Source organism: Sulfuricella sp. T08, from assembly GCF_000971475.1.
Lineage (GTDB): Bacteria > Pseudomonadota > Gammaproteobacteria > Burkholderiales > Sulfuricellaceae > Sulfuricella.
Genome location: NZ_DF967527.1, coordinates 1 through 23,267, shown reverse-complemented (window position 1 = coordinate 23,267; position 23,267 = coordinate 1). Strand labels below are relative to the sequence as shown.

26 protein-coding genes and 1 tRNA gene are annotated in these 23,267 nt (G+C 56.4%); 13 read left to right on the top strand and 14 right to left on the bottom strand.

All coding sequences use genetic code 11. The features are described from left to right. Positions 1–40: 40 nt before the first annotated feature. Genes SCT_RS03670 through SCT_RS03655 form a run of 4 tightly spaced genes read left to right on the top strand, consistent with a single transcriptional unit; the run spans position 41 to position 3,176 of the window. Complete coding sequence (locus SCT_RS03670) at positions 41–388, top strand: STAS/SEC14 domain-containing protein (RefSeq protein ID WP_059419187.1); 348 nt, start codon at positions 41–43, stop codon at positions 386–388. A gap of 7 nt (positions 389–395) precedes the next feature. Further along, positions 396–779, top strand: coding sequence for a DUF2784 domain-containing protein (locus tag SCT_RS03665; RefSeq protein WP_082098166.1), 384 nt, complete (start codon positions 396–398; stop codon positions 777–779). Positions 780–828: 49 nt separating this feature from the next. Then, positions 829–2,454, top strand: a complete 1,626-nt coding sequence (locus SCT_RS03660; protein ID WP_059419185.1) for an AAA family ATPase — start codon at positions 829–831, stop codon at positions 2,452–2,454. A gap of 2 nt (positions 2,455–2,456) precedes the next feature. After that, entirely contained in the window at positions 2,457–3,176 is a 720-nt protein-coding gene (locus SCT_RS03655; RefSeq protein ID WP_059419184.1) for a general secretion pathway protein GspB, read from the top strand. A 16-nt stretch (positions 3,177–3,192) separates the two neighbouring features. Here the strand turns inward: SCT_RS03655 and nfi are convergent, their stop codons facing one another. The 3 genes from nfi to SCT_RS17860 all read right to left on the bottom strand — a co-directional run bounded on the left by nfi (position 3,193) and on the right by SCT_RS17860 (position 7,571). Beyond that, positions 3,193–3,864, bottom strand: coding sequence for a deoxyribonuclease V (gene nfi, locus SCT_RS03650; RefSeq protein ID WP_059419181.1), 672 nt, complete (start codon positions 3,862–3,864; stop codon positions 3,193–3,195). Between the two features lie 44 nt (positions 3,865–3,908). Further along, positions 3,909–5,828, bottom strand: a complete 1,920-nt coding sequence (locus tag SCT_RS03645; RefSeq protein WP_059419178.1) for an exonuclease domain-containing protein — start codon at positions 5,826–5,828, stop codon at positions 3,909–3,911. Positions 5,829–5,894: 66 nt separating this feature from the next. After that, positions 5,895–7,571 (bottom strand): tetratricopeptide repeat protein, encoded by a 1,677-nt coding sequence (locus SCT_RS17860; RefSeq protein ID WP_059419176.1) that lies wholly within the window; start codon positions 7,569–7,571, stop codon positions 5,895–5,897. 180 nt (positions 7,572–7,751) lie between these two features. On the opposite strand from SCT_RS17860, the gene SCT_RS03635 reads away from it, so the two are divergent. After that, entirely contained in the window at positions 7,752–8,372 is a 621-nt protein-coding gene (locus SCT_RS03635; RefSeq protein WP_059419175.1) for a hypothetical protein, read from the top strand. Next, positions 8,362–8,874 (top strand): hypothetical protein, encoded by a 513-nt coding sequence (locus tag SCT_RS03630; RefSeq protein WP_059419173.1) that lies wholly within the window; start codon positions 8,362–8,364, stop codon positions 8,872–8,874. Before SCT_RS03635 ends, SCT_RS03630 begins: the two co-directional genes overlap by 11 nt. A gap of 102 nt (positions 8,875–8,976) precedes the next feature. On the opposite strand, the gene SCT_RS03625 is transcribed toward SCT_RS03630, so the two are convergent. Together SCT_RS03625 and SCT_RS03620 are read right to left on the bottom strand one after the other, a co-directional pair. Beyond that, positions 8,977–9,435 (bottom strand): PIN domain-containing protein, encoded by a 459-nt coding sequence (locus SCT_RS03625; RefSeq protein WP_237759599.1) that lies wholly within the window; start codon positions 9,433–9,435, stop codon positions 8,977–8,979. After that, a complete protein-coding gene (locus SCT_RS03620; RefSeq protein WP_059419168.1) occupies positions 9,377–9,610 on the bottom strand; it encodes an AbrB/MazE/SpoVT family DNA-binding domain-containing protein in 234 nt (77 codons plus the stop codon). Before SCT_RS03620 ends, SCT_RS03625 begins: the two co-directional genes overlap by 59 nt. Positions 9,611–9,980: 370 nt before the next feature. Here SCT_RS03620 and purB point away from each other — a divergent pair, with 370 nt between their 5' ends. Beyond that, positions 9,981–11,351: an adenylosuccinate lyase gene (gene purB, locus SCT_RS03615; protein ID WP_059419165.1), complete on the top strand. Its 1,371-nt coding sequence runs from the start codon at positions 9,981–9,983 to the stop codon at positions 11,349–11,351. On the opposite strand, the gene SCT_RS03610 is transcribed toward purB, so the two are convergent. From SCT_RS03610 to queA, 7 genes are all read right to left on the bottom strand, one after another. Beyond that, positions 11,348–11,662, bottom strand: a complete 315-nt coding sequence (locus SCT_RS03610) for a hypothetical protein (RefSeq protein WP_159107876.1) — start codon at positions 11,660–11,662, stop codon at positions 11,348–11,350. The genes purB and SCT_RS03610 overlap by 4 nt on opposite strands. 11 nt (positions 11,663–11,673) lie before the next feature. Further along, positions 11,674–12,309 (bottom strand): DedA family protein, encoded by a 636-nt coding sequence (locus SCT_RS03605; RefSeq protein WP_059419161.1) that lies wholly within the window; start codon positions 12,307–12,309, stop codon positions 11,674–11,676. Beyond that, the gene (secF, locus tag SCT_RS03600; RefSeq protein WP_059419427.1) at positions 12,309–13,247 is read right to left on the bottom strand and encodes a protein translocase subunit SecF; all 939 of its coding nucleotides are present in this window, start codon (positions 13,245–13,247) and stop codon (positions 12,309–12,311) included. The genes SCT_RS03605 and secF overlap by 1 nt, the downstream gene beginning before the upstream one ends. 104 nt (positions 13,248–13,351) lie before the next feature. Beyond that, a complete protein-coding gene (secD, locus tag SCT_RS03595) occupies positions 13,352–15,169 on the bottom strand; it encodes a protein translocase subunit SecD (protein WP_059419158.1) in 1,818 nt (605 codons plus the stop codon). 71 nt (positions 15,170–15,240) lie between these two features. Further along, positions 15,241–15,567, bottom strand: a complete 327-nt coding sequence (gene yajC, locus SCT_RS03590; RefSeq protein ID WP_059419156.1) for a preprotein translocase subunit YajC — start codon at positions 15,565–15,567, stop codon at positions 15,241–15,243. 39 nt (positions 15,568–15,606) lie between these two features. Then, entirely contained in the window at positions 15,607–16,710 is a 1,104-nt protein-coding gene (gene tgt / locus SCT_RS03585) for a tRNA guanosine(34) transglycosylase Tgt (RefSeq protein ID WP_059419154.1), read from the bottom strand. After that, entirely contained in the window at positions 16,707–17,735 is a 1,029-nt protein-coding gene (gene queA / locus SCT_RS03580) for a tRNA preQ1(34) S-adenosylmethionine ribosyltransferase-isomerase QueA (RefSeq protein WP_059419152.1), read from the bottom strand. Before queA ends, tgt begins: the two co-directional genes overlap by 4 nt. Positions 17,736–17,816: 81 nt before the next feature. On the opposite strand from queA, the gene SCT_RS03575 reads away from it, so the two are divergent. Next, positions 17,817–17,903, top strand: a tRNA-Leu gene (locus SCT_RS03575). A 176-nt stretch (positions 17,904–18,079) separates the two neighbouring features. Here SCT_RS03575 and SCT_RS03570 read toward each other — a convergent pair. Continuing rightward, complete coding sequence (locus SCT_RS03570; protein ID WP_059419150.1) at positions 18,080–18,439, bottom strand: hypothetical protein; 360 nt, start codon at positions 18,437–18,439, stop codon at positions 18,080–18,082. Further along, positions 18,421–18,717 (bottom strand): DUF6516 family protein, encoded by a 297-nt coding sequence (locus tag SCT_RS03565; RefSeq protein ID WP_059419147.1) that lies wholly within the window; start codon positions 18,715–18,717, stop codon positions 18,421–18,423. Before SCT_RS03565 ends, SCT_RS03570 begins: the two co-directional genes overlap by 19 nt. 235 nt (positions 18,718–18,952) lie before the next feature. Here SCT_RS03565 and SCT_RS03560 point away from each other — a divergent pair, with 235 nt between their 5' ends. Genes SCT_RS03560 through SCT_RS03545 form a run of 5 tightly spaced genes read left to right on the top strand, consistent with a single transcriptional unit; the run spans position 18,953 to position 23,210 of the window. Further along, the gene (locus SCT_RS03560; RefSeq protein WP_059419143.1) at positions 18,953–20,695 is read left to right on the top strand and encodes a class I SAM-dependent DNA methyltransferase; all 1,743 of its coding nucleotides are present in this window, start codon (positions 18,953–18,955) and stop codon (positions 20,693–20,695) included. Continuing rightward, positions 20,692–22,008 carry a restriction endonuclease subunit S gene (locus tag SCT_RS03555; protein ID WP_059419141.1) on the top strand — a complete coding sequence of 439 codons (1,317 nt, stop codon included), beginning with the start codon at positions 20,692–20,694 and terminating at the stop codon, positions 22,006–22,008. The genes SCT_RS03560 and SCT_RS03555 overlap by 4 nt, the downstream gene beginning before the upstream one ends. 45 nt (positions 22,009–22,053) lie before the next feature. After that, complete coding sequence (locus tag SCT_RS16940) at positions 22,054–22,290, top strand: AbrB/MazE/SpoVT family DNA-binding domain-containing protein (RefSeq protein ID WP_088178627.1); 237 nt, start codon at positions 22,054–22,056, stop codon at positions 22,288–22,290. Beyond that, a complete protein-coding gene (locus SCT_RS03550; RefSeq protein WP_059419424.1) occupies positions 22,284–22,592 on the top strand; it encodes a type II toxin-antitoxin system PemK/MazF family toxin in 309 nt (102 codons plus the stop codon). Before SCT_RS16940 ends, SCT_RS03550 begins: the two co-directional genes overlap by 7 nt. A gap of 9 nt (positions 22,593–22,601) precedes the next feature. Continuing rightward, the gene (locus SCT_RS03545; RefSeq protein ID WP_059419139.1) at positions 22,602–23,210 is read left to right on the top strand and encodes a type I restriction endonuclease; all 609 of its coding nucleotides are present in this window, start codon (positions 22,602–22,604) and stop codon (positions 23,208–23,210) included. Positions 23,211–23,267: the final 57 nt, after the last annotated feature.

Sequence of the window (23,267 nt, the reverse complement as noted above, 5' to 3'; positions counted from 1 at the left end):
TGCTATAGTGAATAAACATTACCACTATAAGGGGTAAGCTATGATCACCATCGAACTCCGAAGCCACCTCGTCAACGTCGCCGTGCTGGGTCAGTTCACCCTCGCCGACTTCAAGGAACTTGAAGACGCCGTCATGTACAAGATCAAGTTCGAGGGTCGGGTCAACCTGCTGTTCGATCTGCGCGACATGGCCAAACTCACCGTGGATGTTGCCTGGGAAGAAATCAAGTTTGCCCGCGAACACCGCTTCGACCTGTGGAAAATCGCTGTGGTCACCGATAACAAATGGATCGCCTGGAGTGCCTGGCTGACCGGCCTGTTCACTTATGCCGAAACCCAGGTGTTCGAGGACTACAATCTGGCCAGCGATTGGGTTGCTGCCGCTTAATTTACTTATGGCACTACTGGCCGACGCAGTCCTGATCGTCCACTTTCTGTTCGTACTGTTCGTGGTGGGCGGATTGCTCGCCATCTGGACCGGTGCCGCACTCGGCTGGGCCTGGGTGCGCGACATCCGCTTCCGCCTGGCGCATCTTGCCGCCATCCTCTTCGTAATGACTGAATCCCTCGTCGGCATGGCCTGCCCGCTGACCGTGTGGGAAGATTTTTTGCGCAAGACCGGTTCGGACGGAGCCAGCTTCATGCAGCACTGGGTCGGTCGACTGATCTTCTACGACCTGCCGGAATGGGCATTCACGCTGGCGTATGTGCTGTTCGCCCTGGCCGTTCTGGCCACCTTCCGGCTTGTCCGCCCACGGCAGCATGACATTGATCCATAATCGTAACTTGCCGCTATAATGGCGCGATATCTCCACTCCCAGACCGCCCATGTACCAAAGTTACTTTAACCTCTCCGAAGCGCCATTCTCCATCGCGCCGGACCCGCGTTATCTCTACATGAGCCAGCGCCACCAGGAAGCGCTCGCGCATCTGCTCTATGGCGTGAATGGCGGCGGCGGGTTTGTATTGCTCACGGGCGAGGTGGGTGCCGGCAAGACCACGGTATGCCGCTGCCTGCTCGAACAAATTCCAGAATCCTGTGATGTCGCCTATATATTCAATCCCAAGCTGACGGTAGCAGAGCTGCTCTCGACCATCTGCGCAGAATTCGGCATCGCCTGCCCGTCCGGCAACACCAGCATCAAGGTGTTCGTCGATTGCATCAACGCCTACCTGCTCGACGCCCATGCCAGGGGCAGGCACACGGTACTGATCATCGACGAGGCGCAAAACCTCTCCGCCGAAGTACTAGAGCAGATGCGGCTGCTCACCAACCTGGAAACCAACCAGCGCAAACTGTTGCAGATCATCCTGCTGGGTCAGCCCGAGCTGGCAACGATGCTGGCACAGCCGGAACTGCGGCAGCTCGCGCAACGGATTATCGCGCGCTATCACCTGGGGCCGCTGACCAAGCAGGAAGTCGCTGCCTATGTACGGCATCGCCTTGAGGTTTCCGGCACCCAGCGCCAGCTGTTCCCGGCTGCGCTGATGGGTAAACTGTATCGCCTGAGCGGCGGCATTCCCCGGATCGTCAACGTACTCTGCGACCGGTCACTGCTCGGTGCCTACGTACAAGGCAAGGAGCGCGTCGATCATGCGACCCTTGCGCAAGCGGCGCGTGAGGTGCTCCACCAGCCGACTTCGCAACGCCGCATCATGATGCGCCCCCTCCTGGCAGGTTTGGCTTTGCTGGCCGGCGTTGCACTGGCGGCAACGCTGTACCAGCCCACTGAGAAACCCGCAGGACAGACCAAAGCCGCGAATCAAGCAGAGGCCGTCAACGCCAAAGATAAAATCGAATCCGCCAAGCAAGTAACGGCATTGCCGGTTACTCTGGAATGGCCGGCAGCGGAGCCGCTCTCGCGCAGCAAGGCATTGGCTTACGCTGCGCTGTTCCGGGCATGGGGAACGGACTATCAAGGGGAGGACGCGTGCCGGCAGGCTGAAGGCATGGGTTTACGCTGCCGCACCACGCGCGGCGGGCTGGACGAACTGCGCCAACTGGACCGGCCTGCGGTTCTGCACTTGCGTGACAACCAGGGCCAGGAATTCCATGCAGCCCTGACTCAACTTGATGACAAATCCGCCACCTTCACCATCGGCACCGCAACCAGAACAGTCGCCATTGACGCCCTTGCGGCACAATGGTCGGGGCACTACACCTTGCTGTGGCGCCTGCCACCGGTTGCACGCAAGAACATCCGGCAGGGGGAGCGCGGGCCGGATGTGGAATGGCTGGGCAAGCAACTCGCGCAAGTCCAGGGTAAGGCGGCGGAAACCACCGCAGACCCGGTTTTCGATGAGGCCATGGTGAGTCAGGTCAAACAGTTCCAACTCATTCAGGGACTCACCCCTGACGGTGCCGTCGGATCCCAGACCCTGATGCGCCTGAGCGGTGTGGCGGATCGAACGGCGCCGAAGCTATCCCACGCGCCAGTGGAAATAGGAAAATAGGCATGTCGTATATCCTGGAAGCGCTCAAAAAATCCGATCAGCTGCGCCAGCGCGGCACAACGCCGACATTGCCGCCAGCACAGACACCGTTGGCCGCGCCAAAACAACCCGTGTTTTTGTATTACGGCCTGCTTGCAGCTGTCCTGCTCTCCGCCGGCATCCTGATCGGCTGGCTGCGCCCGTGGCAGGCGGAACAACCGGCTCCCGCGACAGAACCCCTCGCCGCGAAATCACCCATGCCAGTCTCACACCAGACCACCCCGGCATTCCTCCCCGATCCGCCTGAAATGGCCAGAAAGACGGCGCAGGAATTACCGGCGCCGGATTCAGCGCCAACCGTGCAACCTGCTCCCATGGTTGCCGCCATGAAACCGGACATGCCAGCACCCGCCAAGGCAGAGACACACAGCGCGCCGCCCAGAATAGTTGCTTATGCCCCGTCACCCATGCCGGAAAAGCCCGCCGGCCCTGCCGACACTACGCGGGAACCGAAAGTGCTACCCCTGGCCGAACTGCCTCTTCAGGTCCAGCAGGAAATTCCGGCCATGACAATTCCGCTCCATGCCTATTCGAGCAAACCCAAGGACCGTCTCGTCAGCATCAATGACCGGATGCTGCGGGAAGGCGAATCTCTGACGCCCGGCCTCAGGCTGGAGCAAATCACCAAGGATGGCCTGATATTCAGCTACAAGGGATATCGTTTCCAGCGCGGCGTGCAGTAGCAACCAATCCACCACTTCATTCGACCGCCGGCCCGGAAGCCAGACGATGCGCCCAGCGCGTCGTCTCCGGCAGGCGGTAGCGGGTGACGCAGGCCATCACATAGTCGAGCGCCGTCGCCAGGCTGATGCGGTGACCAATGGAGATGTAGAGCGGCTTCACGCCGGGTCGGCTGCGCAATATCGCGCCTATGGTTTCGCCATGATAGCGCAGTGGCACGGATGCGCCGCGCTGGTCAGGCGGCTCGACCTGCTCGCCGATCAGCCGGGTTTTGGCCACGCCGATGGAGGAAATGCCGCACAGCAGGCCAAGGTGGCTGGCGATGCCGAAACGGCGAGGATGGGCAATACCCTGACCGTCGCACAGCAGCAAGTCGGGAATGACGGTAAGCTTCTCCAGAGCTCCGATCACCGCAGGCACCTCGCGGAAAGACAGCAGCCCCGGCACATAGGGAAAACAGGTAGGAGTGCGAAAAATGGCATGATCCACCAGTTCGAGCGTAGGAAAGGCTAGCACCGCCACCGCAGCGCGGGTGATCCCGCCGCCTTCCTCGAAACCCACGTCCACCCCCGCCACATGGCGCACCGGGCCGAGCCAGTCTTCCCTCACCACCTCGCCGCGCAGTTGCTGCTGGATGGCAATCGCTTCAGCCGGACTGATATCCCAAGGGTGCCTTTGGACTATTTTCATGGCGTTTGCTAAATCCACTCATGCATAAAAGGTAGCCAAGACAATCAGCCCCGTTCACGCAAAAATCTCTTCACATCACTCACGGCTACTGCCTGTAACTTCAGCATCAAGGCAACAGGTATGCGTTGCAATTCAGCTTGTTTGAGCAATTGTTTTTCCAATGCCTGCCACAGAGCCACAGTCTGATGGGCATCAGGTAACGCGCGGTGGGCATTGCTGTTGGCGTTCAGGCTAAAATGGCTGGTCAGCGCTGCCAGGCTGTAGCTGCGCAGACCCGGCTCCACCCGTTTAGCCAGTTTCATGGTACACAGCAGATTAGACGGCACAGAGAGACCCAGGCGGTCGAATTCCATTTTCAGGAAACCTTGGTCGAACTTGGCGTTATGGGCAACGATAGCCGCGCCGCGCATAAAGTTGTGCAGCTTTGGCATAACTTCGGCAGGGCGAGATTGCCCCTTAAGCATGGCATTAGTGATGCCGGTGATATTGGTAATCTCAGACGACAGTTGGACGCCAGGATCGATGAGAGAGGTGAATGTTTCCACCACTACGCCGTTCACCACTTTCACCGCGCCCACTTCGATGACCCGACAGCCTGCCGGTTTCAGCCCAGTAGTTTCGAAATCAAAAAAGACTAGCGCCTCGTCGACGGTGTGCCTTCCCGGCTTTGGCGTGGCTGCTTGTGGTTGCACCGACTGTGGTTTAGCTGGTTTCTCCTCAGTCAACGTGGCTAATACCTGCTGAATTTGTGCCACGACACGCCCCAAGGAGGCCACATCTATCCCCTGTCCGGCCATTTCGGTGGAAACAAAAAGTGTCTTGCCGCTCTCAAAACCATGGTCACGGTACCATGTCAGCTTTTGAGCCCAGCGGGCCATATAGTCTGGGTCATCGGCCCGGCCAAGATGTTCCCACACGATCACTTTAGTGCCGCGCTGGAAGGCGAAATCTGGGCGAACGCCACGACCCAAGCCCAGTGTCGAAAGATCAAGTTCGTACTGATAGTCCAGCCTGGCCTGATGCAGCAGGTTAGCGATAATCACCTCGGATTTGCTTCTGACCTTTTCGCCTCGCTCGGTACAGTGAATCAGACCTTCCGGCCTGAAAACGTTTGCATTATTATCAGTCTCAGCAGATTTCCGTCCCTTTGCTGCATTGTCTATTGATGCCGCTAGGGCAGCAGCATTTGCTTCTAATATGTTGCGTTTTTCTTCAAGGATTTTTTTGGCCGCTGCAATTCGTTCGCTTAACTGTGCGGCCAGCTCCGCCAGCGCATCCTCTCCCTGTTCCGCGCGGGTTTCCGCCTCCCTTTGCAGATCTGCTAGTTCACCGTTTTCCAGTTGCAGCAATTCTTCTTCCACCTCCCGCAGCCTGGCTGCCAGACGGGATTTCTGACGGATGGTGCGAATCAGACGTGCGCCGACGTCATCACCCTCGATGGCTTCAGGGTGATCCCGGTACTCGGCAATAATCGCCTCAATGCGCGCCTGGTCACCGGCACGGTACGCCACATTCACTTGCGCCATCAAATCATTGCGCAGGCTCCGGTCAGCGTCGCTGGCTCCCCGGTCGGGGTGAAGGCGTCTCGCTGCCGCCCTGTACAGGTTCTTGAGTTCATCCGTCGGGGCAAAAGGCTCGGCTGCTGCGGCGTCTTCTGGGGTGGCGGAGGATTCCCATGCCGACTGCGCCGCTCTCTCACTAGCGGCAGCCGCCGCTGCCTGCGCCTGCTTGTCGCGCGGCTTGGCATTCGCCTCAAGCCGGGCAGTTCCAGCCTCTATCGCATCCAGTTCCGCATACAGGGTGCCCACCATTTGCTGATACCGGGTGTGAAAGCGCTGGATGGATTCAGCGCGCGTGGCCAGTTCCAGCTCTTTTTCGGAAAGCGCGGCTTCCAGCGAGGCAATCTCCGTCAACCGCTGTTCCAGTTCCCGTTCTTCCGGGAGTAAGTCGTGTTGCTTTGTCATTCTTGTTGTTTAATCCCTTGGAATACCAACCCTATGCCATGTCAAGCAGGACATGGCTCAGCATAATTATGTGAGCATCTGCTCCAGTCTGGTTTGAGCTTCAGCATTCCCCTGTTCAGCCGCCAGGCGGTACCACTTCACTGCTTCTTCATCGTCCTGTTCAACGCCACCTTGAGTGCCACTATCACCTAAAAGAAAAAAGGTTTCCTCCTTACCCTCATCAACAACCATTTGATACCATTTTTCAGCTTCAGCATTACTCTGCTTTACACCCCTGCCTTTCTTGTGCATGCGTGCCAATGCGACCATGGCCCAAAAGCGATAAATGCTGCAATCTGATTTATTGTCAATCACCGAGTGGTACCACTTCATGGCCTCCGCAAAATTCTGTTCGACGACTTTCCCTTCGGCGTACATTTGCCCCAAGTCGAACTGTGCTTCATAGCTACCGCGCTCAGCTGCCAACAAATACCACTTTAAGGCTTCGGCAATATCCCCCTTTTCTTCCCATCCGGGCATGTAGTCCTGTGCTATCCCGCATAAAATATCCTCATCCCCATGGTCGGCCACTTCCCTGAGCAATCTTTCTGCTTCTTCATCATCCTTTTCGACGCCGAGCCCATTTTTGTATCTGAGCGCCAGCGCATACTGGGCACGGTCGTATCCTTGTTCAGCCGCCAGGCGATACCACTTCACCGCTTCTACATCATCCTGTTCGACACCTCGGCCTTTGGCGTACATATCCCCCATGCAGTCCTGAGCTCTGGCATTACCCTTCTCAGCAGCAATCTGAAGCCATTTTATGGCTTCAGCATAATCTCGCTCATTGCGACCTTGCTCATACACAAACCATAAACCCAAACTAAGCATAGCCCCAACATGCCCTTGAGCAGCCGCCAAGCGGTACCACTTCACCATCTCATCGTAGTCATGCTCTGCACCGTGATGATCCCATCGGTACACATACCCCAATTTGTATTGGGCATCCACATACCCCTGTTCAGCCGCTAGGCGGTACCACTTCACCGCTTCTTCATCGTCCTGCCCAACACCGCGGCCTTTGGCGTACATCCTCCCCAAGATGGACTGAGCGGTGGCATTTCCCCGCTCAGCCGCCAAGCGGAACCACTTCACCGCCTCTTCGTCGTCCTGCTCAACGCAGCGGCCATCGGCGTACATTGCCCCCAAGATGGTCTGTGCAGTGACATACCCCTGCTCAGCCGCCATGCAGTACCACTTCACCGCTTCTTCATCGTCCTGTTCGACGCCTTGGCCTTTGTAATACATCACCCCCAGTTTGCACTGTGCTTCAACATCCCCCTGTTCGGCAGCCAGACGATACCATTTCACTGCCTCAGCGTCGTTTTGCTCAACGCCTTTACCTCTGAGATACATTAGTCCTATGTTTCGTTGTGACTTGGCAAGTCCCAGATTGGCCGCTGTTAGAAACCACACTACAGCATCCGCGTAGTTCTGCTCGGTGCCATGCCCACCGCGGCATATCACCCCAAGCAGATTCATGGCGTCTGTATCGCCAGCCAGCGCCAACTCTTGAGCAAACTCAAAGGCCTCTACATATTGTTTGTTTTCATAAAGTTTCTTGGCATCGGAGTACTGTCGTGCAGTTTTTGCTACCGGCTTGCCAAGATCACTCAAGCCACGCGCCACAAGCGAGTTGGAGGAAATCGCCGGGAATCTATTATTGCTTTTATCTGGTAATGAGTTGTTTTTGTCACGCATCATTTCCACATAGTCCTTAAATTTTAGAAATTCCCGTACATCATATAACCACGGCTTGCCGAATGTAACCTAGTTCTCAATATGGAAACGTAACCAATTGTTGTGGTGGTGTGGGAGGAGTAAGCTTGTAAAGAGTCATCCACTTCCATGATTTTAACCGCTTAGACCGCCTCCATTAAAACCATGACCGCATATCAGAACTTCATAGATGATTTCCCCCGGCGCTGCCGAGACATTCTAGAATTCGCTGGGAAACCGGCTTTGTTCAGAGGGCGAGAGGTGACGCTCACTCTTATGGTAGCCTCTGCAGGGTTGGTTGTTCCATATGAAAGGTTAAAACCTGATAGTGAAATCGACCATCCATCTGGAGACAACAAGATATTCTCCGCTGCTGCCGAACAACTTAAATTACTGCTCGCCGAACCTTTTCTAGCTTCCGAATTGTGGAACCAGCCCTACTCGACATGGCACTCTGGAAAGCTGAAATCTGTTCGGGGCGATCCCGATTCGTGGGAAGGTCTACGTAATCGCCAGCCCATTCAAGCGGACAAAACCGTCAAAAATGTTCTTCGCGTCATTCGCAATGCGCTCGCCCACGGAAACATTTTTACATTCAAGAACCCAATAGAAGCGATCATTTTCATCAACGCCAATGTGAATGACCAAAATATAGTACGGGACTATTCATTCGTGTTCGTAGGCCCTAATGATTTCCATCAATTTTTGAAGCAGTGGTTTGATTTTTTGGATCAATTGAGAATTCATCAGGATGAAGCTTTCGCGGTGCTGGAAGATGCGGCCTAGAGTTGCATTCTATCCGTGCTGCCATCTTGACATTCTGGAGCCGCTTGCACTGTTGGCTCCCTATGTTGATGAAGTGATTTTTTGTGATATCAACGCGGCACTGTTGTCCCGATGGAGAAAATCTATTGCTTCTCTGTCTGGCCCGCCGAGTGCATCATTCTTGATAGGCGATGTAAGGCAAGTTATTTCAAGTGTCAAAGAAATTGACATATTGTTCTACCGTGGCGACAGTCCAGGTGAAGACGGCAGCGGCGTTTTCGTTCTCGGCGATTCCTTTCTCCCCTTCATACTTGAACGATTTCACGCTGATGGGGGCTTGATTATCACAGATGGCTCAAACAGTCGCGGAAGCAATTTCGAAAGGATGATTCGACCGAATGGCTTAGCTAAGCATGGCTGGTTATTCCGTAAATGCTCTGACCAACCATTCGTTGAGAAGCATCGGCTACATGTTATCGATGTCAAGTCAGCCCGCTCGGCCCAACCCATCAAGAATCAATAGCAAGAATCATAGGGAGCCAAACGGGTCAGCTTCGGATTGCTTTTCTTGGACTCCTTCATTCGATAGCATCTTTTGGAAATCATCCGAAGCTGACCCTGTGGTTTACTCGCTGGCCCTGAACGGATTACATATCGTCAACTGGCCTTCAATGATCTGGCCGTGTTGCATGTCTTCTGAGTAAAGCGTCGAGCAGCCAGCTAACAAGGCTGCAGCGACAATCAGCGAATCGTATAGGGAAATGCCATAGCGCTCGGCCACCAAAAGGCTGCGCTCATGCGTTTCAACTAACAGGGGCTCTACACTGCTCACGGCACGTACCTGATCCAGCACTTCGCGGATTTCCGGCCACGACATCCCCAACTTACGCGAAGCAACAGCGGCGAACTCGTTAAGTACCTGCACGCTGATTATGCCGCCTTCGGCGAGCAGTTCTTCCGCGCGATCTGCCTTCGCTTGGTCAGCCGACAGCAGATAGAGCACGACGTTTGTGTCAAAGAAACGCCTATCGCCGCTCATTGGCTTCGAGCCGGTCAAACTTGAAATCAACAGGCAGCCGCCCACGGTATTTTCGTAATCGCGCCAGCAAATCTCGGGCGCTGGGTGCCTTTTCTATGGAGAAATCGCGGGCGCCGGCAACGTGAATTTCGATGTTGTCCCCCGGCTTGAGATCAAGCGCCTCGACCACTGTTGCCGGGAGGCGCACTGCCAGGCTGTTACCCCATTTAGCTACTTGCATGGCTTCACCTTTAAGATATACAAAATAATTTGTATATCCTACTCACATTTCCCTGGCATGCCAAGTGAATCGAAAAAACTAAGGGGACGGATTTATACTAAAAACCGCAATTGAACGATGCAAACCCTTCGATACGCCCGCTGCGCGGGCTACTCAGGGCGAACGGTCTTTCACCAAATGGGTGACCACCCCATTCGTGCTGAGTAGCGCGGTTTCTTGCGCGTATCGAAGCATGAGCGGGGTGGTCACTGCTTTTTATAGGTTTGTTTTTCTGTGTCGCCTAGAGGCGCCTACTTTTGGCTCTTGTGGTGAACCGCTTGTTCTAGGGTAAAATGCGGGTTTCCCAAATACCTACAGCACGGGCCGGCTTATGAATCTCTCCACGCTTACCGCACTATCCCCTCTGGACGGGCGCTACCACAACAAGGTGGCCGACCTGCGCGCCTATTTCAGCGAGTTCGCGCTAATCCGCTATCGCGTCAAGGTGGAAATCGAATGGCTCAAGGCGCTCTCGCGCGAGCCCGCCATTGCCGAAGTTCCGACCTTTTCCGCTGAAACCTTCGCGCAGATGGACGCGCTGGCGAACAATTTTTCGGAAGCCGACGCCCAGGCGGTCAAGGATATCGAAAAGACCACCAACCACGACGTCAAGGCGGTTGAATACTGGATGAAATCCCGTCTGGCCGGCAATGCGGAGGTGATGAAAGTGAGCGAATTCATCCATTTCGCCTGCACCTCGGAAGACATCAACAACCTGTCACACGGCCTGATGCTGAAGGATGCGCGCGAAGCAGCGATGCTGCCCGGCCTTGCCAAGCTTGTCTCCCGACTCACCGAGCTCGCCCATGAATTCGCGGCCATGCCGATGCTGGCCCACACCCACGGCCAGCCCGCCTCGCCCACCACGGTCGGCAAGGAGATGGCCAACGTGGCCTACCGCCTGCAGCGCCAACAAAAGCGCCTGACCGAGGTCGCCATCCTGGGCAAGGCCAACGGCGCGGTGGGCAACTACAACGCCCATCTGTCGGCCTATCCCGATTTCGACTGGGAGCGCTTCGCGAAGCATTTTGTCGAAGGGCTGGGGCTGGATTTCAACCCCTACACCATCCAGATCGAGCCGCACGACTGCATGGCCGAGCTGTTCGATGCCTACACCCGCACCAACACCATCCTGATCGACCTCGACCGCGACGTATGGGGCTACATCTCTCTGGGCTATTTCAAGCAGAAAGTGAAGGCTGGCGAAGTGGGGTCCTCCACCATGCCGCACAAGGTCAACCCGATCGATTTCGAGAATTCGGAAGGCAACCTCGGTCTGGCAAACGCCCTGCTGCGCCATTTAAGCGAAAAGCTGCCGGTTTCCCGCTGGCAGCGCGACCTCACCGACTCCACCGTGCTGCGCAACATGGGCGTGGGCCTGGGCTACACCCTGCTCGGCTACGATTCCTGCCTGCGCGGCCTCAACAAGCTGGAAGCCAACCCGCAACGCCTGAGTGACCACCTGGACAACAACTGGGAAGTGCTGGCGGAACCGATCCAGACCGTGATGCGCCGCTACGGCGTGGAGAACCCCTACGAGCAGCTCAAGGAACTCACCCGCGGCAAGGGTGGCATCACCCGGGAAACCCTGCACGCCTTCATCTCCAAACTCGCCATTCCGGAGGAAGCGAAACAGCGGCTGCTGCAGATGACACCGCACAACTACATCGGCAAGGCTGCAGAACTGGCGGCGAGGATTTAGTCTTCCCGTTCACCTTCGATGGTGCGATAGAACTCGTCCATTTTCCGCGCCGCCACATGCTTGTTGTAACCCCGGGTCACATAGCGAATCAGCCAGGCGGTGTAGATAAATGCGGCGACGAAGGCGAAGGATAGCCCCCAACCCAGCCCGGTTCGTAGCGACAGCGTGAGCATCTCGCCGCGGGGTGCATTGAACACATAGAGGCCGAGTAGCGGACCGCCGATCAACGAAACCGCGGCTATCACGGCAATATGCAAGATAATGCGCCGGGTCGGCGGCAGGAAACTGCTTACCGGGACGTCGTCGAGCATGGGTTCCATGACTATGGGATGCGGTGGCGCAGGTAACCGATGATTCCCGGCAGGATCGACAGCAGGACAATGCCGAAAATCACCAGCGTCAGGTTCTGCTTGATGAACGGGATGTTGCCGAAGAAGTAGCCGGCCAGCAGCAGCGAGCCGACCCAGGCTATCCCGCCCGCCAGGCTGTAAGGCAGGAAACGGCGGTAATCCATGCGCCCGATCCCGGCGACGAAGGGAGCGAATGTGCGGATGATGGGGAAAAAACGCGCCAGGATAACGGCCTTGCCACCGTGTTTTTCATAAAAGTGGTGAGTCTGCTCAAGGTGTTTGGGGTTGAGCAGGCGCGAACGCTCTCTGCTGAACACCTTCGGCCCGATATAGCGACCAACCCAATAGTTGGTGTTGTCGCCCATGAACGAGGCGGCGATCAGCAAGCCAGCCAGCACCTGAAGTTCCATCGCCCCGGTCGCGGTCAGTGCGCCGGCCACGAACAGCAGGGAATCGCCAGGCAGGAAGGGCGTCACTACCAAACCGGTTTCGCAGAAAATAATCAGGAACAGAATCAGGTAAACCCAGGTACCGTAATCCTGCACCAGTACCAGCAGGTGCTTGTCGAGGTGCAGGACTAGATCGATAAAAGCGGTCAGAAGCTCCATCAGGGCAGCGCTTCCGTCCCTTCGCCTTCCTTTTTCTCAGGCTTGAGGAAATCCTCGCGCGACACGCCCAGCCACATCACGATCGGGCTGGCCACCAGCACCGAGGAATAGATGCCGAAGACGATGCCGATGGTCAGCGCCAGGGCGAAGTAGAACAGTGCCTCGCCGCCGAAGAACAGCATCGACAGCACCATCAGTTCAGTCATGGTGTGGGTGATGATGGTACGCGACATGGTGCGGGTGATGGCGTTGTCGATCACCTCGGACACCGATGCCTTGCGCATCTTGCGGAAGTTTTCACGTACCCGATCGAACACCACCACGGATTCGTTGACCGAATAGCCGAGTACGGCCAGGATACCAGCCAACACGGTGAGGGAAAATTCCCACTGAAAGAAGGCGAAGAAGCCGAGAATGATCACCACGTCGTGCATGTTGGCGATAATTGCCGCCACCGAAAAGCGCCATTCGAAACGAATGGCGAGGTAGGCCATGATGCCGAGGGAGACCACCAGCAGCGCAAGCGCGCCGTTCTCGTACAGTTCCTTGCCCACCTGCGGACCAACGAACTCGACACGCTTCAGCGTGACGGAATTGTCAGCACCCTGCAACACCTTGAGCACCTGCTCGGAAAGCTGGGCGGTGCTGACATCAGGCTTGAGCGGCAGACGGATCATGACGTCGCGCGCCGTGCCGAAATTCTGCACCGCCGCATCGTGCATGCCGATTTTGGACAGAGTATCGCGGATCTTGGGGACATCCGCCTGCTGGCTGTAGCTCACCTCCATCACCGTGCCGCCGGTGAAGTCCACCCCCAGGTTAAGACCCTTCAGCCCCAGCGCTGCTACCGCCGCGATGAACGTCACCAGCGAGATAAAGGTCGTCACCCGCGCATAACTCATGAACGGGATGTCGCGTTTGATATTGAAAAATTCCAGCATATTTTTTCCTTGAAAATCCTGACTACTCGTTGCGGCGGGCTTCCCTCTCCCCAACCCTCTCCCACTCGTGGGAGAGGGAGCAAACGTAAAAGGCGCTTGTTTTAAATTGAAACCTTTTCCAGCCTGGCTTTGCGTCCGTAGGTCAGGTTGACGATACCGCGCGACACCACCACAGCGCTAAACATCGAAGTCAGAATGCCGAGGCACAACACCACCGCAAACCCGCGCACCGGACCGGAACCCAGCCAGAACAGCGCCACACCGGCGATCAAGGTGGTGATATTGGAATCGAGAATGGTGGCAAATGCCCGCTCGTAGCCGGCATGGATAGCCGCCTGCGGCGAGGAGCCATTCCTGAGTTCCTCGCGGATGCGCTCGTTGATAAGCACGTTGGAGTCGATCGCCATACCCACCGTCAAGGCGATACCCGCCATGCCAGGCAGGGTCAGGGTGGCTTGCAGCAGTGAAAGCATCGCCACCAGCAGAAACACGTTGACGGCCAGTGCCGCCGTCGAAACCATGCCGAAAAACCGGTAGTAGAACATCATGAAGGCGGCGATGGCGACAAAACCGTAGACATTGGAATTGAAGCCCTTGGCGATGTTCTCCGCGCCCATACTCGGTCCGACGGTACGCTCCTCGATGATATCCATCGGCGCAGCCAACGCGCCGGCACGCAGCAACAGCGCCACGTCACTGGCTTCCATTGTAGTCATGCGACCAGAAATCTGTACCCTGCCGCCGCCGATCTCCTCGCGGATCACCGGAGCGGTGATCACTTCGCCTTTGCCTTTTTCTATCAGCAGAATCGCCATGCGCTTGCCCACGTTATCGCGCGTCAGTTGCTTGAAGATGCGGGCACCGCGGCCATCCAGGTTGAGATGTACGGCCGGTTCGCCGCTTTGCCCTTCGAAGCCGGGTTGCGCATCGCTGATGTAATCACCGGTCAGTACCACGCCCTTCTTCACCAATAATGGCAGACCCTTACGTTCGGTATACAGCTCGCTGCCGAAAGGAATCTGGCCACTCTGCACTGCGGCCGTCACGTCATGCTCCTCGTCCACCATGCGGATTTCCAGGGTGGCGGTACGGCCGAGAATGTCCTTGGCCTTGGCGGTATCCTGCACGCCGGGCAACTGCACCACGACGCGGTCTATGCCCTGCTGCTGGATGATCGGCTCGGCCACGCCAAGTTCATTGATACGATTGCGCAGGGTGGTAATGTTCTGCTGCAGGGCAAATTCCTGAATGCGCTTCTGCGCCCCCAGCTTAAGCGTGGCTACCAGCTTGAATTCGGAACCATCTTCGACTTCCTTCAGCAGCAGATCCGGCGAGGTCTTCTGCAGCTCATCCATCGCCTTCTGGCGTGATTCGGCATCGCGGAACTTGATCTCCACCGCTTGGTCCTGCCGGGAAATGCCCGCATAAGCGATTTTTTTCTCGCGCAAGCTGGTGCGGATATCGCCGTTATAACGATCGAGTGCCTTGGTGATTGCACCCTTCATGTCCACCTGCAGCAGGAAGTGCACCCCGCCGCGCAAGTCCAGGCCGAGGTACATCGGCAGTGCGCCCAGGTTGGAAAGCCACTTGGGGGCGCTCGACAGCAGATTAAGCGCCACCACGAAGTTCTCCCCGAGATTTGACTGGAGAATATCCTTGGCCTTGATCTGGGTGTCGGCATCTGCAAATCGCACCTTCACGCCGGAGGAGTCGAACGTGATGCCTTGATTGGCTAAATTATTTTTCTTCAGCACATCCTCGACCTGCTTCATCAGCCCCTGGTCCACCTTGGTCATGCCGCGCATCGGTGAAACCTGGACTGCGGGCGACTCGCCGAAGAAATTGGGCAGGGTGAAAATCAGGCCGGACAGCATCGCTACCGCGATGACAAGATATTTCCACAGGGGATAACGGTTCATTCAAAACTCCGTGAGGGATGAGGAGTCAGGGGTGAAGAGGGAAGGTAGACACCTCACCCCTCACTCGCAACTTAGATATCCTTGATCGTGCCCTTTGGCAGCAGGGTCGTAATCGCCGACTTTTGTACATTGATCACCACATTCGGGGCAACTTCCAGGCCGACGTAGGCAGTACTCACTTTCGCCACCTTGCCCACTTCGCCACCGGCGGTAACCACTTCGTCGCCCTTTTGCAGCGACTCAATCATGTTCTTCTGCTCCTTGGCGCGCTTCATCTGCGGGCGGATCATCATGAAGTAGAACAGTGCGAAAATTACGATCAAGGGCAGGAACTGTTGCAGGCTGCCCATCATATCGGCCGGTGCACCATCGGCGGCATGTGCAAGACTAATCAGCATATTCGGTTCTCCATCATGAAAAAATAACGTGGCATTTTATCACGACCCCGCCACACGCGCTTGCCTAAACTCTTGCACGAATTCGGCCAAGCGCCCTTCCTCGATGGCGCGGCGGATGCCCTGCATCAGTTCCTGGTAGTAGTGCAGGTTGTGGATAGTGTTAAGGCGCGCACCGAGTATCTCGCCGATACGGTGCAGGTGGTGAAGGTAGGCGCGGGTGAAGTTGCGGCAGGTATAGCAGCCGCAGACCTCGTCCAGCGGCCTCATGTCCAGCCGGTATTGGGCATTCTTGATCCTGACCGTGCCGAAACGGGTAAACAGCCAGCCGTTGCGGGCGTTGCGCGTCGGCATCACGCAGTCGAACATGTCCACCCCGCGCGACACTGCATCGACGATGTCCTCCGGCGTACCCACTCCCATCAGGTAGCGCGGCTTGTCCGCCGGCATCTGCGGCGCGACGTGGTCGAGAATGCGCAGCATGTCCTCTTTCGGCTCGCCCACCGACAGCCCGCCGATGGCATAACCGTCGAAGCCGATATTCACCAGCCCGGCCAGCGATTCGTCACGCAGGCTCTCGTGCATGCCGCCCTGTACGATGCCGAACAACGCATTCGGATTGCCCTCGTGAGCCCTCTTCGAACGCTCCGCCCAGCGCAGGGAAAGGCGCATCGAATCCCCTGCCTGCTGCAAATCGGCGGGATGAGGCGTGCACTCGTCGAAGATCATCACGATATCGGAGTTCAGCACCTTCTGAATCCGCATCGACTCTTCCGGCGTCAGGAAACAGCGGTCGCCGTTCACCGGCGACTGGAACTTCACGCCTTCTTCCGTGATCTTGCGCAGGTCGCCCAGACTGAACACCTGGAAACCGCCGCTATCCGTGAGTATCGGCCCGTCCCAGCCCATGAAACGGTGCAACCCGCCATGCGCCGCTATCACCTCCAGACCCGGGCGCAGCCACAGGTGGAAGGTGTTGCCGAGCACGATGTGGGCGCCGATTTCCTTCAGCTCGGCGGGCGACATCGCCTTGACCGTGCCGTAGGTGCCCACCGGCATGAAGGCCGGGGTTTCGACCGTGCCGTGTGCCAAGGTGAGAGTGCCGCGGCGGGCGGGGCCATCGGTGGCGAGAAGTTCGAATTTCATTGCTGCCTTTCTATGAGCATTGCATCGCCGTAGCTGAAAAAGCGGTAGCGATTTTCCACCGCATGGCGGTAAGCGCGGCGGATGTTTTCCATGCCGCCGAAAGCCGACACCAGCATCAGCAGGGTTGATCTGGGCAGGTGAAAATTGGTCAGCAGCCTCTCCACAACCCTGAACCGATAGCCGGGGAAAATGAAGATGTTGGTTTCGCCGCTCCCCGCTTCCAGTTCGCCGCCAGCCGACGCAGATTCCAGCGCCCGCAAGCTGGTCGTCCCAACCGCCATGACTCGCCCGCCTTCCGCCCTGGCCAGCCGGATCAAATCCACAGTCCGCTGCGGCACGGTGTACCACTCGCTGTGCATGTGGTGCTCGGCGATTTCCTCCACGCGCACCGGCTGAAAAGTCCCAGCGCCAACATGAAGCGTGACGTAGGCGATCTTCACCCCCATTTTTTCCAGGGTTTCCAGCATCGCCGGATCGAAATGCAGCCCCGCCGTAGGCGCGGCCACTGCGCCGGGCTGACGCGCGTAAACGGTCTGATAGCGGGTTTCGTCCAGCGCTTCCGGAGCATGGGTGATGTAGGGCGGCAGCGGCAGGCTGCCATACTGTTCCAGCAGTTCCAGCAGCGGCGTTTCCCCCGCAAAGCGCAGACGGTAGAGTTCGCCCTGGCGTTCCTCCACTGTCGCCGCGATCTCGCCTGCCAGCAGCAGGCCGGAGCCGGGCTTGGGCGCATGGCTGGCGCGGATGTGGGCGAGTGCATGATGCTCGTCCAGCAGCCGCTCGATCAACACCTCGAGTTTGCCGCCGCTGTCCTTCACCCCGAACAGCCGGGCCTTGATCACGCGCGTGTCGTTAAACACCAGCAAGTCACCGGGCTTGAGAAATTTCGGCAAGTCGCTGAACTGTTCATCCGCCAGCTCTCCGTTCGCGCCGTCGAGATGGAGCAAACGGCTCTGACTACGTTCCTGGGTGGGAAACTGGGCGATCAGTTCGGGAGGCAGGTCGAAATCGAAATCACTGGTTTTCATGCGAAGAAACTTGCCGGGAAAATGTTTTTGGTTGATAATTCGCGACTTCCAGACAGTCAGGATGTTTCATCCGGACTTCCAGCCGGGATGGCGGAACTGGTAGACGCACGGGACTCAAAATCCCGCGCTAGCAATAGCGTGCCGGTTCGATTCCGGCTCCCGGCACCAAGTAATTCAAGCTGTTACCTCTACTTCCATATAATCCGTTATTCCCATTTTTTGCCCGAAATTTTGCGCAAATTTGCGCAGCCATCGCACAAACAAACCACCACCTACTGAAGCAGGTGGATTAGCGCAGAAGCCAAAAGACTTGTGAAAAGCGCCGGTGCGCCGGAACCTTGCCGCTACGCAGCGTGGCTCAAGTGCATATCCACATGAATATCTGCGAACGGGCAGAGCAAGCCCCCGCGAGAAGTGCGCTCCACCAGTCCGAGATCGACCAGGACGCTGGCGTCTTCATGGACTCGTTTTACGTCGCGTCCAACCCTCCGGGCCAACTCGCGCACAGGCAATTCCCCAGAACCCTGCAGAGCATTTATCAACACCCAACGCCGTTCTGTCAGATGTGAGAAAAATGCGGCTGGAGAATCAAAGTTGAGCGTTTCGCCCTGGTAGGCGTTGGCCTGAAAAGCGGACTTCGCAGCGTGCCGCAATGCCCCTTGCCAATCCGGTCGCATGTTAATAGTCAATGTCCTTGCTTCCATCGCTCAACCTCCTCGATAAAATCATCAACCAGCCTGTCAGGGGTGGCAAACACATAGGGCATTTCCACGTTACCCACATGCTTGTGATCGCCTTTGCCGCGCTCGTTGTCAAAGCCCACCACACGACACCCATTTTCAATATAGACCAGCCGGTATTTGTACTTATGTTCTGATGGCGGCACCGACTCATGCACAAGCCAGATTACCATTTCAATCCCCGTGCCGTCCTCGGAAATGTTGCGAAAACGGGTAATCAGATCGGCCTTCATGTTGTCCATAATGCCAACAATATATAATACTGTCAACCCAACTTCTTCGCCAGATCCTCACCCTGGTAAATAGTACCCGCCTCCTGTAAGGATATCCTTCGGCGGCCTACCGAAAAACCGTAAACAATCACCATCCCATTGGCCCATCCCGTTTCAATCGAGGCAGGTTGCTGCTTTATCTCGCTCAAATCACCCAGAGTAGGCATAATCCTGTGTCATACAAAGAATAATTACAGGCATATTGATGAACCAACAAGCACTCTCCTCCTTCATCTGGTCAGTTGCTGACCTGCTGCGTGGCGACTACAAGCAATCTGAATACGGCAAGGTGATTCTGCCCTTTACTGTACTGCGCCGTCTGGACTGCGTACTGGAATCCACCAAGGTTGCCGTGCTGGCCGAATATACCAAACAACAAAAAGCCGGTCTGAACCCTGAGCCGTTCCTGTTACGCAAAGCCGGGCAGAGCTTCTACAACACCTCGCCGCTGGACATGAAGAAGCTGATGGGTGACCAGGACCACATCGGTGAAAATCTCTACTCCTACATACAGGCATTCTCCCCGGCGGTGCGGGACATTTTTGAACGCTTCGACTTCTACACTCAGGTTGACCGTCTGACCAAGGCTGGTTTGCTCTATCAGATCGCGGAGAAGTTTTCCAATATCGACCTGCACCCTGAGGCGGTCAGCAACTCGCAGATGGGTCTGGTATTTGAGGAGCTGATCCGCAAGTTCGCTGAAATCTCCAACGAAACTGCCGGGGAGCACTTCACCCCCCGTGAAGTCATCCGCCTGATGGTCAACCTGCTGTTCATTGAGGACGACGAGGTGCTATCTAAGTCCGGCGTGGTACGTACCATCTACGACCCAACGGCAGGCACGGGAGGCATGTTGTCTATTGCAGGTGAATACCTGGAGGAACATAACCCACAGGCGCGGCTCAGCATGTTCGGGCAGGAGCTGAACGACGAGTCCTACGCCATCTGTAAGGCCGACATGCTCATTAAGGGCCAGGAAGTTGCCAACATCGTGGCAGGCAACACCCTCTCGGATGACGGACACCCGCACAGGAAATTCGACTACATGCTCTCCAATCCACCGTTTGGCGTGGAATGGAAAAAGGTCGAGAAGGAAATACGCAAGGAATACGAAAGCCAGGGCTATAGCGGTCGCTTCGGCCCCGGCCTGCCCCGTGTCTCTGATGGCTCGTTGCTGTTCCTGCTCCACCTCATCAGCAAGATGCGCCCCGCCGTGGACGGCGGTAGTCGCTTCGGTATCGTGCTCAATGGTTCCCCCCTGTTCACAGGTGGTGCCGGGTCAGGCGAATCTGAAATCCGCCGCTATGTACTGGAGAACGACTTGGTGGAGGCCATCATCGGCCTGCCTACTGACATGTTCTATAACACCGGCATCAGCACCTATGTTTGGATACTCTCCAACCGCAAGCCGGAACACCGCAAGGGGCTGTTGCAGCTAATCGACGCATCCGCCTTCTGGCAGAAGATGCGTAAAAGCCTGGGTAGCAAGCGCAAGGAAATGAGCGATGAACATATCGCCGAGGTAACACGGCTATTCGGCAGCTTTGTCGAAGCCGAGCAGGATGGCAAGCCTATCTCGCGCATCTTCAAGAATGAAGACTTCGGCTACCACACCATCACCGTGGAACGACCGCTGCGCGATGAGGCTGGCAAAATCATGCTGTGTGAAAAAGGCAAGCTGAAGGGCAAGCCGCAGCCGGACAGCAGCTTGCGCGACACCGAGAACGTGCCGCTCGCGGAAGACGTGGCAAGCTACTTCAAGCGCGAAGTGCTGCCCCATGCGCCAGATGCGTGGATAGACCACGAGAAAACCAAGGTAGGCTACGAAATTCCGTTCAACCGCCACTTCTACGTGTTCGCGCCGCCGCGCCCGCTGGCGGAGATTGATTCCGATTTGAAGCAATGCACTGACCGGATTCTGACCATGATCGCGGGACTGAGCGCATGAGCTTGCCGCGTTATCCCGAGTACAAGGACAGCGGCGTGGAGTGGCTGGGGGAGGTGCCGGGGCATTGGGAAGTAAGGCGCTTCAAGCAGGTCTTCAAAGAACGTGATGAACGTTCTGGATGTGGCACGGAAACTTTGCTTTCCGTGTCGGCATATACTGGCGTTAGCCCACGCTCAGAAATAGTTGATGCAGGCGATCACTTGAGCAGAGCAGAGTCATTAGAGGGCTATAAAATCTGCCATCCTGACGACCTCGTAATGAATATCATGCTTGCGTGGAATCGTGGATTGGCTTTTTCCTCTTACAATGGAATTGTTAGCCCTGCCTACTGCGTATTTCATGTGATTGATGGAAGTGCGCCAATTTTCTTGAACTATCTTGTTCGCACCGACTTGTACACGCTCTATTTTAAAGCGTTTTCAAGCGGGGTAATTGATTCTCGTCTTCGACTTTATCCTGATGTTTTTGGCAGTCTGTCCTGCACACTCCCACTCCTTGCTGAGCAACACACGATCGCTGCCTTCCTTGACCGCGAGACGGGGAAGATTGATGCCTTGATTGCCGAGCAGCAGCGGCTGGTTGAACTACTGGCGGAAAAACGGCAGGCAGTGATTTCCCACGCCGTCACCAAGGGGCTGAACCCCAATGCCCCGATGAAAGATTCCGGAATCGAGTGGTTGGGCGAAGTTCCGGCGCATTGGGAGGTTCGCCGAGTAAAGGATGTGGCGAGACTCGAAAGTGGTCATACCCCATCGAAACAAGTTCCAGCGTACTGGGAGGATTGCGATATTCCTTGGGTGTCACTAAATGATTCAAAACAGTTAGCGGTCTGTGACTACATCTCAGAAACAGCAGTACAAATAAATCACCTCGGGTTAACTAACTCATCAGCACGTATGCTCCCGGGGGGCGCAGTCGTTTTTACTCGCGATGCAACGATTGGGTTAACAGCAATCACGACACGACCAATGGCTGTTTCTCAGCATCTAATCGCATGGTGTCCTTCAGAAAAAATTGACGCCCTGTTTCTATTGAGGGTGTTCAATACTATGAAGCTATTCCTTGATGCGTGTACCTTTGGTGCAACGATCAAAACAATTGGCATGGCTGATGTAAAGAAATTAGTGACACCTGTCCCACCTATACCTGAGCAACAAGCCATCGTTGCCTTCCTCGAAAACGAAGTAGCAAAGTTTGACGCCCTCACCACCGAAGCCAACCGCACCATCGCCCTGCTGCAAGAACGCCGTAGCGCCCTGATTTCCGCAGCAGTAACAGGCAAGATTGATGTGCGTGGGCTTGCACTTTCCTGACGAGTTGTTATAACATAGTTATAATATTTTATTCGGGAGGTCATCATGCGTACTAGCTTGAGAAATGTGGGAAATTCCCGTGGGATCATCATTCCCGCTCCGTTGTTGGCGGCTTGTGGGATGAGCGACGAGGTGGATATTCGTCTGGAAGGCAAAAACCTGGTGATTGCGCCAGTGAACGCGCCGCGCTTGGGCTGGTTCGATAGCTACAAGCCGGAAACGGACGCGGAGCCACTGGCGGCTTTGCCGGTGGATGAAGACAGCGAGGAGTGGGCGTGGTAAAACGCGGTGAAGTGTATTGGGTCAACCTCGACCCGACTATCGGCACGGAAATCAAAAAAACGCGCCCCGCTTTGGTGGTCTCACCGGATGATCTGAATGCCGCGCTGCCGCGTGTCATTATTGCGCCTCTAACCAGCAAGGGGCAGCCGCTCGGTTGCCGCCCGGAGGTGAAATTTGCTGGTAAACAGGCGCGTATCTTGCTCGACCAAATCCGCTCGGTGGACAAGCGCCGTCTGGCCGGGAAGATGGGCGAGATCGAACTCTCGGCATGGCATCCCGTGTTGCTGGAAATGTTGACTTAGGGCGACCCGATGAGCCTGCACAAGGAAATCAGCTTCGAGACTGAAATCTGCGACACCCTAGCCGCGCAGGGCTGGCTATATGCCGAGGGCGATGCCACGCAATATGACCGTGCCCGTGCCCTGTTCCCGGCGGATGTAATCACTTGGGTGCAGGACACCCAGCCCAAGGCGTGGGAGGCATTGAGCAAGAACCACGGCGCAAGTGCCGAGGCGGTGTTGCTGGACAGGCTACGCAAGTCGCTGGATGACCGTGGCACACTGGATGTGTTACGGCATGGGGTGGAACTGCTGGGGCTGCGTCAGCCGTTATCCCTGTGCCAGTTCAAACCGGCGCTGGCGATGAACGCCGAAACCGTTGCTAAATACCAGAAGAACCGCCTGCGGGTGGTGCGGCAAGTGCGTTACTCGCTGCATAACGAGAACGCCATCGACTTGGTGCTGTTCCTCAACGGCCTTTCCATTGCCACGGTGGAACTGAAAACTGACTTCACCCAATCGGTGGAGGATGCGGTTGACCAGTACCGCTTTGACCGCAACCCGAAACCCAAGGGGCAAGGATCGGCGGAGCCCTTGCTGTCATTCCCTAAGGAAGCCCTGAACAAGTTCCTGAACCTGTAAAATAGCGGACATCATCAATCGACTGAAATTGCCCATGAAACAACTCAGTTTTGCAGC